Below are 14,038 nucleotides of genomic sequence, written 5' to 3'. Positions count from 1 at the left end.
CCCACTTTGGCGGGCTGCCCGCTGGCGCAAGGCGGGGTGCGGCACTAGGTTCCGGCCCATGTCGACCCGCCCGCCGCTCACCGTCATGCTCGCCAGCCCGCGCGGCTTCTGCGCCGGGGTGGACCGGGCGATCCAGATCGTCGAGCGGGCGATCGCGAAGTATGGCGCGCCGGTCTATGTGCGCCATGAGATCGTCCACAATCGCCATGTGGTCGACCGGCTGAAGGCGCTGGGCGCGGTGTTCGTCGAGGAGCTGTCGGAGTGCCCGCCGGACCGCCCGGTGGTGTTCTCCGCCCACGGGGTCCCCAAGTCGGTGCCGGTCGAGGCGCGGGCGCGCCGGATGCTCTACCTCGACGCCACCTGCCCGCTGGTCTCCAAGGTGCATGTGGAGGCCAGCCGCCACCACGACGCCGGGCGCGAGATCGTGCTGATCGGCCATGCCGGCCACCCCGAGGTGGTGGGCACCATGGGCCAGCTGCCGCAGGGGGCGGTGGCGCTGATCGAGACGGTGGCGGATGCCCAGGCTTTCCAGCCGCGCGATCCGGCCAATGTGGCGTTCGTCACCCAGACTACGCTGTCGGTGGACGACACGGCCGATATCGTCGACGCGCTGCAGGCCCGGTTCCCGGCCATCGCCGCGCCGCACAAGGAAGACATCTGCTACGCCACCACCAACCGCCAGGACGCGGTGAAGACCATCGCCGACCGGGCCGAGGTGCTGCTGGTGCTGGGCAGCGCCAATTCGTCCAACTCCGTCCGCCTGGCCGAGGTGGGTCGGCGCGCCGGGGCCAGGGCCTATCTGATCGACGACGCCGAGGGCCTGGATTTCGCCTGGCTGGAGGGCGTGGGCCGGATCGGGGTGACCGCCGGGGCCTCGGCGCCCGAGGTGCTGGTGGAGGGCGTGCTGGCGCGCCTGGCCGAGCGGTTCGACGTCTCGGTGGACGAGGTGGACGCCGCACGCGAGACGGTGAGGTTCAAGCTACCGCGGGTACTGGCAGGTTAGCGGCGCCGGAAGAATCCGACCGCCCGACTGTGCAGCCATAGCGTCAGCTGTTCGATGTTGACCTCGCGTCTCGCCACGGCGAGCATGATCTCGGTGGCGTCGTCATCGCTCGCCGTCAGCACGAGCCCGTTGTCGATAAGAAACTGGCCAAGCGCTATGAACGCGATCCGCTTGTTGCCATCGAAGAAGGTGGTTCGAGGCGATGCCGACCGCATATAGGTCGCTCCCAACTCCAGGACATCCTCGACGCCTTCGTACAGGCGCCGGTTGATCGGTCTCGCCAGAGCCGACTCCAGCAGCCCTTCATTGAACAGACCCGCGGCGCCGCCGGACGCGGCAACCACATCGTCGTAGAGCGCCAGCACAAGCGCCTTATCCAGCCAAACCGGTTCGACCATCGCCTTACTTTGCGAGGGCCTGGAAGGTTTTGTCGTAGCGTTCGAGGAATGTGCGACCCCGCTCGCGGCGGGCCTCGAACGACATGTCCCGGGCGCCGATGGTGAGCTCTCCGTCCTGGGAGACCTCGAAACCGGCTTCCTGACCTGCCAGCGCGCCCAACAGCTCCAGGGCTTCCGGGCTCAGGAGGATGGCAAGGCCTTCGTCAGTCTGCGCGATCTTGAGAAAAATCATCTGCGGCCTCCGGCATTTGCTCACCACGCAACCGACGGAACGTCTTGACGCCTTCACCCTGCCTCCCGCATCGGGGGCCCATGGCGGTCTATACGGATATCACCGACGACGAGCTGGCGACCCTGCTGGCCGATTTCGACCTGGGGGCGGCGGTGTCGTTCAAGGGGATCGCCGAGGGGGTAGAGAACTCCAACTTCCTGCTGGAGACCGAGACCGGGCGCTATTTCCTGACCGTCTACGAGAAGCGGGTGCGGGAAGCGGACCTGCCGTTCTTCCTGGGGCTCATGCGCTGGCTGGCCCAGCACGGCTTCCCCTGCGCGACGCCTATCGCCGACCGGCGCGGCGAGGTGCTGAAGCGGATGCGCGGCAAGCCCTGCGCGCTGGTGAGCTATCTCTCCGGCCTGTCGGTGCGGCGGCCCAGCGTCGCTCACTGCCGCGAGGGCGGCCAGAGCCTGGCGGCGCTGCACCTGGCCGGGGCGGGTTTCCCGATGCGCCGGGCCAACGACCTGGGCCAGGCGGCCTGGGCGCCGATGTTCGCCAGCCTGACGGGCGCGGCCGACGGGCTGAAGCCGGGCCTGGCCAAGGCGGTCGAGGGCGACCTGGAGCTGTTGCGAGCCGGATGGCCTGCGGGTCTGCCGGACGGCGTGATCCACGCGGACTATTTCCCGGACAACGTCTTCTTCCAGGCCGGCAAGTTCGCCGCCGCATTCGACTTCTATTTCGCCTGCACCGACGCGCTGGCCTACGACGTGGCGGTGGCGCTCAACGCCTGGTGCTTCGAGCCGGACGGCAGTTTCAACATCACCTCGGCGCGGGCCCTGGTGGGCGGCTACGAGAGCCTGCGGCCCTTGAGCGGCGCCGAGCGGGCGGCCCTGCCGATCCTGGCGCACGGGGCGGCGATGCGGTTCTTCCTGACCCGGCTGCACGACTGGGGCGCGACGCCGGCCGGGGCTCTGGTGAAGCCCAAGGACCCGCTGGAATATGAGCGCAAGCTGGCCGTGCATCGGTCCTCGCCGGACCTGGTGCTGTTCGGGGCCGGCGCATGACGCCGGGGGTGGTGATCTACACGGACGGCGCCTGCTCGGGGAACCCGGGGCCGGGGGGCTGGGGTGCGGTGCTGTTCCATGGCGACAAGCGCAAGGAGATCTGCGGCGGGGAGCTGGCCACCACCAACAACCGCATGGAGCTGATGGGTGCGATCCAGGCGCTGGAGGCGCTGACCAAGCCTTGCAAGGTCGAGCTGCACACCGACAGCCAGTATGTGATGAAAGGCATCTCGGAGTGGATCCACGCCTGGAAGCGCCGCGGCTGGACCACCGCCGACAAGAAGCCGGTGAAGAACGAGGATCTGTGGCGGCGCCTTGACGAAGCGCGCCTGCGTCACGACGTGCAATGGCGGTGGGTGAAGGGCCATGCGGGCCACGAGCACAACGAGCGGGCCGACGAGCTGGCGCGCCGCGGCTTGAAGGACGCACTGGAAGCCGCCGCGGGATGATGCTTCGACCTTGAAATTGACCGTTCAAGATTGAATGGTATCGTCTCTCCTGCCGGATGATTCGGAGGGTTGCGAGATGGCTGCAGTGATCGAGGACCATCCCGAGGTTCAGGTGTTCGACGAGATCAGCCTGATCGAGCACGGCGTGCGGATGGCGATCAGCCGCGCCCTGCCGGTGGGCCTGACCTATCCGCAGTACGAGGTGCTGAACCTGATCGCCCGACGCGGCCAGGACCTGACGCCGGCGGTAATCGCCGGGGCGCTGAAGATGACCCCGGGCGCCATCACCAACACCCTGCAGCGGCTGGAGGCCACCCGGCTGGTGTCGGTGGCGCCCTGCGGCGCCGATCGGCGCAAGAAGCGCGTGGGGCTGACCCCGGAAGGCCGCGAGGCCTATGCCCGCTCGATGGCCGCCATCCGGCCCAAGGTGGAGCGGCTGCGCGACGGCTTCACCCAGAAGGAATTCCGCGAGGCGCTGCCGTTCCTGCGGGCGCTGCGCATCTGGATGACCGAGCTGGCCTAAAGCCCCGCCACCTTCACCAGGTTGGTCCTGGGGATCGCTGCGGTGAAGGCGCCGCCGGTCTTGGCCTTGTCGCCGGCCAGGTCCGCCCAGGCGGCGGCGAAGGCCGTGGGGGTGGCGGACTTCGGGTCGCCGATCGCCAGGGTCCAGGCGCGCCCGGCCAGGGCCTTGGCGAGGGCGGCGCGCAGGTCGAGGTCGTCGGCGGGGGGGTCCTGCGGCGGTTTCAGCAGGGTGTGCAGCACCAGGGCGTCCGGACGGGGCGCCACCACGGCGAGGGACACGCCGGCCGGCTGGTCCTGCAAGGCCGCGGCCAGTCCGGCCAGGGCCATCCGCGACCGGGTGGTCCGCCGCTCGCCGCCGGCCCGGCCCGCGATCTCGCCGTTCGCCCGCACATAGGCCCAGCCGCCGTTGCGGTGCGCCGCATCGTGCGCCGCCGCGATCCAGATCCGCACTTGGCCTCAGTCCTTCCGGTGGAGGGCGACCATTCCACTGCCCGTCGGTCGCGACAAGTTTTGCCGGCCGCGGTTTGACAGAGCCCCGCGGCGGCTTCTACTGATCCACAATGTCATCCCCGTCGGCCCCCGCCGGCGGGGTTTTCCGTATCCGGCGCCGGGCCGGCGGGAGGCCGGGACATGAGCGCAACCGACAGCCTGGCCCTGGACGAGGGCTTCTTCCTAGAAGTGGGCGGCCTGGAGCAGTGGGTCACGGTGCGCGGGCGCGACGCCGGCAACCCGGCGCTCATGATCCTGCCGGGCGCCGGCGCGGGCTTGAGCGCCGTTGCGCCGTTCTTCGCGGCCTGGGAGGCCGATTTCACCCTGGTGCACTGGGACCAGCCCGGGGCCGGCTATACGGGGGCGACCAATCCCGGCGACCGCCAGCCGCTGACCTATGCCCGCCTGGCGCGCGACGGCCTGGCGGTGGCGCAGGCGGTGAAGGCCCGCTGCGGGCTGAAGCGGCTGGCGCTGCTGGCCACCTCCGGCGGGACGATCGTCGCGCTGAAGATGGCCCGGACGCGGCCGGAGCTGTTCAGCGCCTATATCGGCAACGGCCAGATCGTGACCCGGGCGCAGCAGGAGACCCTGAGCTACCGGATGGTCCTGGCGCGGGCCGAGCAGGCCGGGGACGGGACGGCCGTCGACGAGCTGACAGCGCTGGGCCCGCCGCCCTACGCCGACCCAATGGGCGACCTGATCAAGTCCGGCTATGCCAACGCCGCCACCGCGGCCGAGGGCGCGGCCTGGGCCGAGCTGATGGACCTGGCCCCACCGAGCCCCGGCGCCCGCCACGCCCCGCCGAACGCGCCAGCACTGGACACGGCGACGATGGCCTTTTCGGCCTACCGCGCGCTGCGCGGCGAGCTGGCCGCCTTCGATGCGCGCAAGCTGGGGCTGACCTTCGGGCTGCCGATGTATTTCATCCAGGGCGAGGCGGACGCCCACACGGTGTCCTCGGCGGTCGTCGCCTACGCCGCCGAGCTCGCGGCGCCCGACGTGGACCTGGCGCTCATCCCCGGCGAGGGGCATCTGTCGTTCTTCCTGCGCGCGGCGATGCTGGAGCGCCTGTTGGCGCTGCGGGACCGGCTGATGGGTTAGCGGCCATCCAGCAGGTTGCGGAATTCGTGGATGGCGATGGCCGCCGGCGAGCTGCGCTGGCGCCAGACCAGCAGGCCGACCGCGCCCAGGGTGACGCCCACGAAGGCCAGTGGACCGAACAGCCAGGCCGCCGCCGCCAGGGCGAAATAATAGCCCCGGACCCCGGCGCTGAACGAGCCCAGCGCCGGGTTCATCATCCGCGCCAGCACAGCGCCGAACGCCATCCGCTCGGGCTCCGGCAGGGGGTCGGGCGTCGCCCCCAGGGCGGCCAGGCAATAGTTGATCTGGCGGATCGCCCAGATGAAGTCGAGCAGGCCACGGGCCAGCGCCGCCAGCACCAGCGACAGCTGCAGCTCGAACAGCAGGCGCGAGGAGGTGTGCACCACCTCCAGCGCCGAGACCGAGGCGAAGGTGCGCTGGCCGCCGAACAGCGCCCCCGCCGCGCCGGCGATCAGGATCAGGTTGGAGGAGGCGAAGAACGAGCAGGAGTTCAGGGTCTGGCCCAGCAGCTGGCCGTCCATCAGCCGCACGTCGCGGCTGGTCATGTTCTGCATCCACACGGTGCGGATCACCGCCAGGTCGGTGTTCAGCACCCCGCCGCGCCGCTTGGCGAACGCGTGCAGCAGCGGCTCGTAGAACACCCAGGCGAAGATGAACACGGCCAGGGCCGCGATGTTCGGCACGCTCACGGCGTCAGTCCTCGAGGATCAGGCTCGTCTTGTTGGTGTCGCGGATGCGCAGGCTGATGACCAGGGCCACCGCCATGATCGCGGAGACATAGATGTAGAAGCCGGTCTCCACGTGCTGGGTCTTGAACCACAGGGCCACATATTCCGCCGTGCCGCCGAAGATGGTGTTGGCGATGGCGTAGGGCAGGGCCACGCCCATGGCGCGGATCGCTGTGGGGAACAGCTCGGACTTCACCACCGCGCTGACCGACGAATAGCCGGAGTGGATCAGGCACAGCGCGGTCGCCAGGCCGAAGGCCGGCAGGATGCTGGTCGAATGGGAGAGCGCCGACATGATCGGATAGGTCAGCGCCGTGCCCAGGGCGAAGGCGAAGATCAGGGTCGTGCGGCGGCCGAACCGGTCGGAGAGATGGCCCATCAGCGGCTGGGCGCACATGTAGACCAGCAGCGAACCGGCCGAGACCACGGTGGCCGCGTCCTTGGAGAAGTGGGCGGTGTTGACCAGGAATTTCGGCATGTAGGTGGTGTAAGTATAGAAGGCGAGCGAGCCGGCCGCGGTCAGGCCCGCCACCATCAGGGTCTCGCGCGGGTGCTTGCCCAGCAGCGGGGCGGCCAAGCTGAGCTGCCAGACGACCAGCACCGCCACCGACAGGCTGAGCGCGTTGGGATTGTCGCTGGCGAACAGGGCCGCGCAGATCGCCAGGGCGACGCCCAGCAGGATCATCACCCAGCGCATGTGGACGGGGTCCAGGCGGGCGCGGTCGGCGGCCTCGACCTTCACGAAGGAGGGGCTCTCCTCCAGGCGCCACTGCACCCAGAACACCGCGATGGCCAGGACGCCGCCGATGGCGAACGGGATGCGCCAGCCCCAGTCCTGCAGCTCGCCCTTGGTCAGGGTGTGTTGCAGCACCAGCAGAACCACGGTGGCGGCCAGCTGGCCCATCACCAAGGTCACGTACTGGAACGATGACCAGAAGCCGCGCCGGCTCTTGCCGGCCATCTCCGACATGTAGGTGGCGCTGGCACCGTATTCGCCGCCCACCGACAGGCCCTGCAGCACGCGGGCCAGCATCAGCGAGATGGGCGCCCAGACCCCGATGGTGGCGTAGCTGGGGATCAGGGCGATGGCGAACGAGCCCAGGCTCATCAGCGCCACGGCGAACGCCAGGGCCGCGCGGCGGCCGATCCGGTCGGCGTAGAAGCCCATGGCCCAGGCGCCGATCGGCCGCGCCAGGAAGCCCACCGCGAAGATCGCCGCGGCCTGCAGCAGCTGGGCGGTCTGGTCGCCCTTGGGGAAGAAATGGTCGGCGAAATAGAGGGTGAAGGCGGAATAGGCGAACCAGTCGTACCACTCGACAAGGTTGCCGGCCGAGCCGCCCAGGATCGCCTTGATCCGGCGCAGCGGGGTCAGGGGTCCGCCAGACCTCTGAACGCCCGCGCCGTGAACCGTCTCGCCGACCGCCATTCTTCCCCCGAACCGTTCGGGCGATGCTAGGCGATCCGAGCCGGACGCGTCGACGCTATATCCGTCCCAGCAGCACCAGGATGATCAGCACCACCACCACCAGGCCCAGGCCGCCGCTCGGGAAATAGCCCCAGTTGCGGGAGTGGCCCCAGGTCGGCAGGGCGCCGACCAGCAGCAGGATCAGCACGATAATTAGAATAGTGCCCATGGACGCGTTCCTCGTAGCTGCCCGACCTCGACCGTAGCCAACGTGTGCTGCCAGGCCGGGTTCCGGCGGCGGCCCGTCCCCGGCGCGGCGGCAGGATCAGTCGGCGGCGTCGGCCGTGTGCAGGTGCTCGTCACGGCGGGTCACCTGCAGGGCATACATCAGCCCGATCCAGCCGCCCTTGATGCGCGGCAGGGCGCTCAGCGCCACCACCAGCAGGGTGGTCAGCATGATCGGCAGCGAGATCTGCGGCGGGCTGCGCCAGATGATCGGGAAGAACAGCAGCGGCGCGATGATCAGGTGGCCGATCAGCAGGATGGTCAGATAGGCCGGCCCGTCGTCGGCCGGATAGTCGGCCAGCTCATGGTTGCAGTTGGCGCAGTGCGGCTCGACCTTCAGGTAGCGGCCATAGAGTCGCCCCTGGCCGCAGTTCGGGCAACGATGCGCCAGCCCCCGGCCGATGGAGCGGAACAGCGGATAGACGATCTCAGCCATGCCGCTCATATGGGCCTGCCGCGGCCCCGGCGAAAGGGCGTGCGCGGCTGGGCCGCGGTCGAGGCGGCGCGGCTACTGCTTGGCGGCCTTGGAGACCGTCTTGCCGGCCGACTGCGCGTCGCGCCCCACGCCGGCGATGGTGTTGCAGGCGGCGCCCAGCAGCATGGCGGAGGCGACGGCGAGGATGATCAGCTTGCGCATGGGAAGAGCCCTAGTCAGAAAGCGCCTAGGTCGGCTGAGCCAGGGCCGCCGTCAAGCTTGCCGCAGCGGCCGTTGACTGAAACGTTCGTTTCATGTAACGGTCGTTCCATGGATATGCCCCTGGATCGCCGCGCGGAGTTGCTCGCGCAGATCGTCACGGCGCTGCTGGACAACGGCGCGGGCGACCTGTCGCTGCGGCCGCTGGCCGAGCGGGTGGGCACCAGCGCGCGGCTGCTGATCTATCACTTCGGCTCCAAGGAGCAGCTGATCGCCTCGGCCCTGGCCGAGGTTCGCGGCCAGGTCGCCGCGTCGCTGAGCGCGCGAGCCGCGCGTGAGGCGCCGGAGTCCCAGCGCGGCCTGCTGACCATGTTCTGGGACTGGGCGACCGAGACCCCCAACCAGCGATACTTCCGGCTGCTGTTCGAGATCGACGGCCTGGCCATGTACGACCGGATCAGCTTCTCGGAAGAGGTCCGGCGGGCCAACAGCGCCGCGTGGACCACCCTGATCGACCGGGCCGCCGGGCGCTTGCCGCAAACCGGCGAACAGTCTGCCGCCCGGTCCACCCTGATCGTCTGCGCCATCAGCGGGCTGCTGCAGGAGTTCCTGTCCAGCGGCGATCGGCAGACGACAACGGCGGCGCTGTCCGCCCTGATCGCTCTCGTCGCCCCTGACGCGCCCGCGTCCCCTCACGTCCCAGGTTCCAGCCGATGACCGACGCTCCACTATCGAAGGGCTGGCAGGCAAAGTGGCCGCCATGAGATCTATGGCTCAGAGTGGCCGACGCCACCCGAACTTCCACCGATGACCGCGATCCTCGGCCAGCTGGTGCTGGCGATCCACCTCGTGGTGATCAACTTCAATATCGCGGGCCTGGTCCTGATCCCGCTGGGCGCCGCGCTGGGCTGGCGGTGGGTGCGGGTGCTTTGGTGGCGGCTGCTGCACCTCGCCTCGCTGGCGGTGGTGGCGCTGCAGGCCGCGCTGGGCCGCGCCTGCTTCCTCACCGATTGGCAGGATGCGCTCACCGGCAGCGGCGCCCACGACCCGCTGATCGTGCGCTGGGTCAACAGCGTCATCTACTGGCCCCTGCCGATGGGGGCGTTCACGGCGGGGTATCTGGCGGTGCTGGCCTATGTGGTGGCGCTGTGGTGGTTCGTGCGGCCGCAAGCGCGCATACTCGGTGAACAACGATCCGGGAACCGGGAGGAAAGACCATGACGGCTTCGAGCATTCGGGTTCGGGCGGCGGTCGCGGCGTGCGCGCTCGCCTGTGCGATGCTCGCCGGGGCGGCTGGGGCGGCGGGCTACAAGGCGCCCCGCAACGCCTTCGGCCAGCCCGACCTCTCCGGCGTCTGGACCAATGCCTCGATCACCCAGCTGGAGCGGCCGGCGCAGTTCAAGTCGCTGGTGATCACCCCCGCCCAGGCCGCGGCCATGGAGCAGGGCTATTCGCGGATGCGCACCTCCGACGCCGGGCCCACCGACCCGAACGCGCCCGCGCCGTCCAAGGGCAAGGACCCCGGCGGTTACAACGCCTTCTGGATCGATCCGGGCACGAAGGTGGGCGCCATCCGTGGCGAGCTCCGCTCCTCGTGGATCGTGGAGCCGGCGGACGGCAAGCTGCCCTACAGCCCCGAGGGCCGGCGGCTGTTCCAGGCCGAGGTGACCAAGATCCAGAGCAACTTCGACGGGCCCGAGGGCCGCCAGCTGGCCGAGCGCTGCCTGCTCGGCTTCGGTTCCACGGCCGGGCCGCCGATGCTGAACGTGCTCTACAATAACACCTACCAGATCCAGCAGGACCGCGATCACCTGGTGATCCTGGTGGAGATGAACCACGACGCGCGCATCGTGCGCCTGGGCGACCGCACCCATCCCAAGGCCGACATCCGCACCTGGATGGGCGATTCGGTCGGCTGGTGGGAGGGCGACGCCCTGGTGGTCGAGACCACCAACTTCAACCCGGGCGAACAGCTACGGCCGGGCATCCCGACCACCGTCTTCGTCTCCCAGGACGCCAGGGTGACGGAGCGCTTCACCCGTGTCTCGCCCACCCAGATCCTCTACGAATTCAAGGTCGAGGACCCCAAGGTCTATACCAAGACCTGGCGGGGCGAGATGCCGATCAACGCCGCCAAGGGTCCTGTCTATGAATACGCCTGCCACGAGGGGAACTACGCCCTGCCGGGTATCCTGCGCGGAGCCCGGGTGACCGAGGCGGCGGGCAAGAAGGTCGAGGCGGCGGACGTGGCGGAGTAGGGCCTCGCCTGACGCCGCGTCGGGGCGCCAGGATCCTCCCTCGATCGATCGGAGGACACGATGGCGGGACGGATGGACGGTAAGGTGGCCCTGATCACGGGCGGGGCCTCGGGGCTCGGCGCGGAGAGCGGCCGGCGGCTGGCGCGGGAGGGGGCCAAGGTGGTGCTCACCGACCTGGCCGAGGACGCCGGCCTGGCCCTCGCCGACGAGATCGCCGCGGCGGGCGGTACGGCGCACTTCCTGCCCCAGGACGTGACCGATGAGGGCCGCTGGACCGAGGTGGTCGCGGCCACGCTGGCGCGTTTCGGCAAAATCGACGTGCTGGTGAACAGCGCCGGCGTGGCCGCGGGCGGAGAGCCGATCCTGGAGGCGACGCTGGCGGCCTGGCGCCGCATCGTCGGCATCAACCTGGAGGGCACCTTCCTCGGCGTGAAGGCCGTGGCGCCGGCCATGGTGGCGGCCGGCCGCGGCTCGATCATCAACCTGTCGTCGATCCTGGGAAAGGTCGGCCTGCCCGGCGCGGCGGCCTACTGCGCCTCCAAGGGCGGAGTGCTGATGCTGACCAAGGCGGTCGCCCTGGAACTGGCGCCGCTGGGCGTGCGGGTGAACTCGGTCCACCCAGGCTTCATCGACACGCCCATGGTGGTGAACGCCTTCCGGGCTTCCGAAAACGAAAACGAGATGCGCGACAATATCACCTCCCGCCACGCCATGGCCCGCCTGGGCGTGCCCCGCGAGATCGCCGACGCGGTGCTGTTCCTGGCGTCGGACGAGTCAAGCTTCATGACCGGGTCGGAGCTGGTGGTGGATGGGGGCTACACGGCGGCTTGACTCCCACCGCCGCTCATCCCCGCGAAGGCGGGGACCCATGCGGCGTCTCGGTGCTGGCGCGGCGGGTCGAACGAGAATCGGCTTGGGTCACCGCATTCGCGGGGATGAGCGGGGTTTTGGTCGGCCGCGTGGCAAGCGCCGGTCCAGCCCGGGCACGACGATCCGGAGGAACTGGATTTCGGAATAGCGCCGCGCGGCGCTGTCCGTCCATAGATCTCACGGCAGGCAAACTGGCTGCCATGAGATCTATGGCTGGGCGTGGCCGCGACGCGGTTCAGGCCTAGATCCGGGAGGTCCGAGCCTCAGAAAACGCCGAACAACGTCAAGGTTGCCGGATGAGCGGGCCGATAGGTCCAGTCGCTTCGATCTCCGCCCTTGTACACCGCGACGCCGATTCGGAGGTTGCGAGGCACCTTCCCCGCGCGCTCCATATCTATGAGGTGAGCGACCGTCTCCGGCACGTGATCCGTATAGAGATAGACGTTGAAGTAGCCGCCGCCGACGTCATTTCCGTCCTCAAAGTAGAGGCCTTCACTCGCCTTGGCGATTTGTGACTCAGCGGCGAAGTAGGGGCCAGTACGGTCGGATGTCATGACCCATTGAGCGACGACCTGCGTGTCGCCGGGCCTAAGGCCGCGCTGCTCCGCCGCGTTAGGGGCGCAGCCGGCAAGCAGACCGGTCATCGGCGCCCACATGCGGCTTCGGACCGTCATCCCCATCCCCTAATCCGCGTCCATCTTCAACGCCGCGATGAACGCCTCCTGCGGGATGTCCACATTCCCGTACTGCCTCATCCGCTTCTTGCCCGCCTTCTGCTTGTCCAGCAGCTTGCGCTTGCGGCTTGCGTCGCCGCCGTAGCACTTGGCGGTGACGTCCTTGCGCAGCGCGCGGACGGTTTCTCTCGCAATGATCCGGCCGCCGATCGCCGCCTGGATCGGGATCTGGAACATGTGGGGGCTGATCAGCTCCTTCATCTTCTCGACCATGCCGCGGCCTCTCGCCTCCGCGCGGTCGGCGTGGACCAGCATCGAGAGGGCGTCCACCGGCTCGGCATTCACCAGGATCGACATCTTCACCAGGTTGCCGACCCGGTAGTCCTCCAGCGTGTAGTCGAAGGAGGCGTAGCCCTTGGAGATCGACTTCAGGCGATCGTAGAAGTCGAACACCACCTCGTTCAGCGGCAGGTCGTAGACCACCATGGCGCGGGAGCCGACGTAGCTCAGTTCCCGCTGCTGGCCGCGGCGGTCCTGGCAGAGCTTGATGATCGGCCCCAGGTACTCGTCGGGGGTGAAGATGGTGGCCTTGATCCAGGGCTCGGCGATGGTGGCGATCTTCACCGGATCGGGCAGGTCGGCCGGGTTGTGCAACTCGACCGTCTCGCCGTTGATCAGGCCGATCTTGTAGACCACCGACGGCGCCGTCGCGATCAGGTCGAGGTCGAACTCGCGGGAGAGGCGCTCCTGGATGATCTCCAGGTGCAGCAAGCCCAGGAACCCGCAGCGGAAGCCGAAGCCGAGCGCCGCGCTGGTTTCCATCTCGTAGGTGAAGGAGGCGTCGTTCAGGCGCAGGCGCCCGATCGCGGCGCGCAGGTCCTCGAACTTGGCGGCGTCCACCGGGAACAGGCCGCAGAACACCACCGACTGCACCGCGCGGAAGCCGGGCAGGGCCTGGGCGGCCGGCTTGCGCTCGTCGGTCAGGGTGTCGCCGACCGCGGCCTGGGCGACTTCCTTGATCTGGGCGGTAATGAAGCCGATTTCGCCGGGGCCGAGTTCGTCCACCTCGGTGCGCTTGGGCCGGAAATAGCCGATGCGGTCGATCAGGTGGGTGGAGCCCTGCTGCATCATGCGGATGCGCTGGCCGGCCCGTAGCACCCCGTCGACGACCCGCACCAGCACGACCACGCCCAGGTAGGCGTCGTACCAGGCGTCGACCAGCAGCGCCTTCAGCGGCGCGTCGCGGTCGCCCTTGGGCGGCGGCAGGCGCTTGACCACCGCCTCCAGCACGTCGTGGATGCCCAGGCCGGTCTTGGCCGAGGCTAGCACCGCGTCGGAGGCGTCCAGGCCGATGACGTCCTCGATCTGCTGGCGCACCCGGTCGGGCTCGGCGGCCGGCAGGTCGACCTTGTTGAGCACCGGGACGATCTCGTGGTTGTTGTCCAGCGCCTGGTAGACGTTGGCGAGGGTCTGGGCCTCGACCCCTTGCGAGGCGTCCACCACCAGGATCGAGCCCTCGCAGGCGGCCAGGGAGCGGGAGACCTCGTAGGCGAAGTCCACGTGGCCGGGGGTGTCCATCAGGTTGAGGATATAGGTCTCGCCGTCGTCGGCCTTGTATTCCAGGCGGACGGTCTGGGCCTTGATGGTGATGCCGCGCTCGCGCTCGATGTCCATGTTGTCGAGCACCTGCTCGGTCATCTCGCGCTGGGTCAGCGCGCCGGTCTCCTGGATCAGCCGGTCCGACAGCGTGGACTTGCCGTGGTCGATGTGGGCGACGATCGCGAAGTTGCGGATGTGGGAAAGCGGGGTGGTCATGGCGCGCCGCGTTTAGCACATCTCGCGACGCAACATAGGCTGCCGCTTTGTCGCCCCGCGGCCGTGGTTAATGCTGCGTTAAGGCGACGCCGCCCATCCCTGACGGCTGGGCGGGCTCGATCTTACTTG

The 14,038-nt window shown here is 69.1% G+C and carries 19 protein-coding genes; 9 read left to right on the top strand and 10 right to left on the bottom strand.

Translation table 11 applies throughout. The annotated features are described in order from the left end of the window. The first annotated feature begins 58 nt into the window (after nt 1-58). A complete protein-coding gene (gene ispH / locus Q0R13_RS18360) occupies nt 59-1,003 on the top strand; it encodes a 4-hydroxy-3-methylbut-2-enyl diphosphate reductase (RefSeq protein ID WP_293906658.1) in 945 nt (314 codons plus the stop codon). On the opposite strand, the gene Q0R13_RS18355 is transcribed toward ispH, so the two are convergent. Beyond that, complete coding sequence (locus Q0R13_RS18355; RefSeq protein ID WP_293906656.1) at nt 1,000-1,401, bottom strand: type II toxin-antitoxin system death-on-curing family toxin; 402 nt, start codon at nt 1,399-1,401, stop codon at nt 1,000-1,002. The two genes, ispH and Q0R13_RS18355, sit on opposite strands and share 4 nt — an antisense overlap. 4 nt (nt 1,402-1,405) lie before the next feature. Further along, the gene (locus tag Q0R13_RS18350) at nt 1,406-1,633 is read right to left on the bottom strand and encodes a hypothetical protein (protein ID WP_293906653.1); all 228 of its coding nucleotides are present in this window, start codon (nt 1,631-1,633) and stop codon (nt 1,406-1,408) included. An 80-nt stretch (nt 1,634-1,713) separates the two neighbouring features. On the opposite strand from Q0R13_RS18350, the gene thrB reads away from it, so the two are divergent. From thrB to Q0R13_RS18335, 3 genes are all read left to right on the top strand, one after another. After that, entirely contained in the window at nt 1,714-2,679 is a 966-nt protein-coding gene (thrB, locus tag Q0R13_RS18345) for a homoserine kinase (protein WP_293906651.1), read from the top strand. Then, the gene (gene rnhA, locus Q0R13_RS18340) at nt 2,676-3,128 is read left to right on the top strand and encodes a ribonuclease HI (RefSeq protein WP_293906649.1); all 453 of its coding nucleotides are present in this window, start codon (nt 2,676-2,678) and stop codon (nt 3,126-3,128) included. Before thrB ends, rnhA begins: the two co-directional genes overlap by 4 nt. Nucleotides 3,129-3,204: 76 nt before the next feature. Continuing rightward, complete coding sequence (locus tag Q0R13_RS18335; protein ID WP_293906647.1) at nt 3,205-3,651, top strand: MarR family transcriptional regulator; 447 nt, start codon at nt 3,205-3,207, stop codon at nt 3,649-3,651. On the opposite strand, the gene Q0R13_RS18330 is transcribed toward Q0R13_RS18335, so the two are convergent. Further along, a complete protein-coding gene (locus Q0R13_RS18330; protein ID WP_293906645.1) occupies nt 3,648-4,100 on the bottom strand; it encodes a ribonuclease H in 453 nt (150 codons plus the stop codon). The genes Q0R13_RS18335 and Q0R13_RS18330 overlap by 4 nt on opposite strands. Nucleotides 4,101-4,280: 180 nt before the next feature. On the opposite strand from Q0R13_RS18330, the gene Q0R13_RS18325 reads away from it, so the two are divergent. Then, nucleotides 4,281-5,240 (top strand): alpha/beta hydrolase, encoded by a 960-nt coding sequence (locus Q0R13_RS18325; RefSeq protein WP_293906643.1) that lies wholly within the window; start codon nt 4,281-4,283, stop codon nt 5,238-5,240. On the opposite strand, the gene Q0R13_RS18320 is transcribed toward Q0R13_RS18325, so the two are convergent. From Q0R13_RS18320 to Q0R13_RS18300, 5 genes are all read right to left on the bottom strand, one after another. Beyond that, entirely contained in the window at nt 5,237-5,929 is a 693-nt protein-coding gene (locus Q0R13_RS18320) for a DUF599 family protein (RefSeq protein ID WP_366853216.1), read from the bottom strand. The two genes, Q0R13_RS18325 and Q0R13_RS18320, sit on opposite strands and share 4 nt — an antisense overlap. 4 nt (nt 5,930-5,933) lie before the next feature. Beyond that, nucleotides 5,934-7,394, bottom strand: a complete 1,461-nt coding sequence (locus tag Q0R13_RS18315) for an MFS transporter (protein ID WP_293906641.1) — start codon at nt 7,392-7,394, stop codon at nt 5,934-5,936. Between the two features lie 55 nt (nt 7,395-7,449). After that, nucleotides 7,450-7,602 carry a DUF3309 family protein gene (locus tag Q0R13_RS18310; protein WP_293906639.1) on the bottom strand — a complete coding sequence of 51 codons (153 nt, stop codon included), beginning with the start codon at nt 7,600-7,602 and terminating at the stop codon, nt 7,450-7,452. A gap of 96 nt (nt 7,603-7,698) precedes the next feature. After that, nucleotides 7,699-8,094, bottom strand: coding sequence for a DUF983 domain-containing protein (locus Q0R13_RS18305; protein WP_293906637.1), 396 nt, complete (start codon nt 8,092-8,094; stop codon nt 7,699-7,701). Between the two features lie 72 nt (nt 8,095-8,166). Continuing rightward, a complete protein-coding gene (locus Q0R13_RS18300; RefSeq protein WP_293906635.1) occupies nt 8,167-8,295 on the bottom strand; it encodes an entericidin A/B family lipoprotein in 129 nt (42 codons plus the stop codon). Between the two features lie 108 nt (nt 8,296-8,403). Here Q0R13_RS18300 and Q0R13_RS18295 point away from each other — a divergent pair, with 108 nt between their 5' ends. From Q0R13_RS18295 to Q0R13_RS18280, 4 genes are all read left to right on the top strand, one after another. Further along, nucleotides 8,404-9,009, top strand: coding sequence for a TetR/AcrR family transcriptional regulator (locus Q0R13_RS18295; protein ID WP_293906633.1), 606 nt, complete (start codon nt 8,404-8,406; stop codon nt 9,007-9,009). A 90-nt stretch (nt 9,010-9,099) separates the two neighbouring features. After that, nucleotides 9,100-9,513: a DUF2784 domain-containing protein gene (locus Q0R13_RS18290; protein WP_293906631.1), complete on the top strand. Its 414-nt coding sequence runs from the start codon at nt 9,100-9,102 to the stop codon at nt 9,511-9,513. After that, complete coding sequence (locus Q0R13_RS18285) at nt 9,510-10,550, top strand: hypothetical protein (protein ID WP_293906629.1); 1,041 nt, start codon at nt 9,510-9,512, stop codon at nt 10,548-10,550. The genes Q0R13_RS18290 and Q0R13_RS18285 overlap by 4 nt, the downstream gene beginning before the upstream one ends. Nucleotides 10,551-10,610: 60 nt before the next feature. Beyond that, nucleotides 10,611-11,381, top strand: coding sequence for a glucose 1-dehydrogenase (locus Q0R13_RS18280; RefSeq protein ID WP_293906627.1), 771 nt, complete (start codon nt 10,611-10,613; stop codon nt 11,379-11,381). Nucleotides 11,382-11,683: 302 nt separating this feature from the next. On the opposite strand, the gene Q0R13_RS18275 is transcribed toward Q0R13_RS18280, so the two are convergent. Further along, nucleotides 11,684-12,100: a hypothetical protein gene (locus Q0R13_RS18275; RefSeq protein WP_293906625.1), complete on the bottom strand. Its 417-nt coding sequence runs from the start codon at nt 12,098-12,100 to the stop codon at nt 11,684-11,686. A 3-nt stretch (nt 12,101-12,103) separates the two neighbouring features. Further along, a complete protein-coding gene (gene lepA / locus Q0R13_RS18270; RefSeq protein ID WP_293906623.1) occupies nt 12,104-13,909 on the bottom strand; it encodes a translation elongation factor 4 in 1,806 nt (601 codons plus the stop codon). Between the last annotated feature and the right edge of the window lie 129 nt (nt 13,910-14,038).

The sequence above is a fragment of the Phenylobacterium sp. genome (assembly GCF_025351295.1).
Lineage (GTDB): Bacteria > Pseudomonadota > Alphaproteobacteria > Caulobacterales > Caulobacteraceae > Phenylobacterium.
This window is presented reverse-complemented; position numbering and strand designations above follow the sequence as displayed.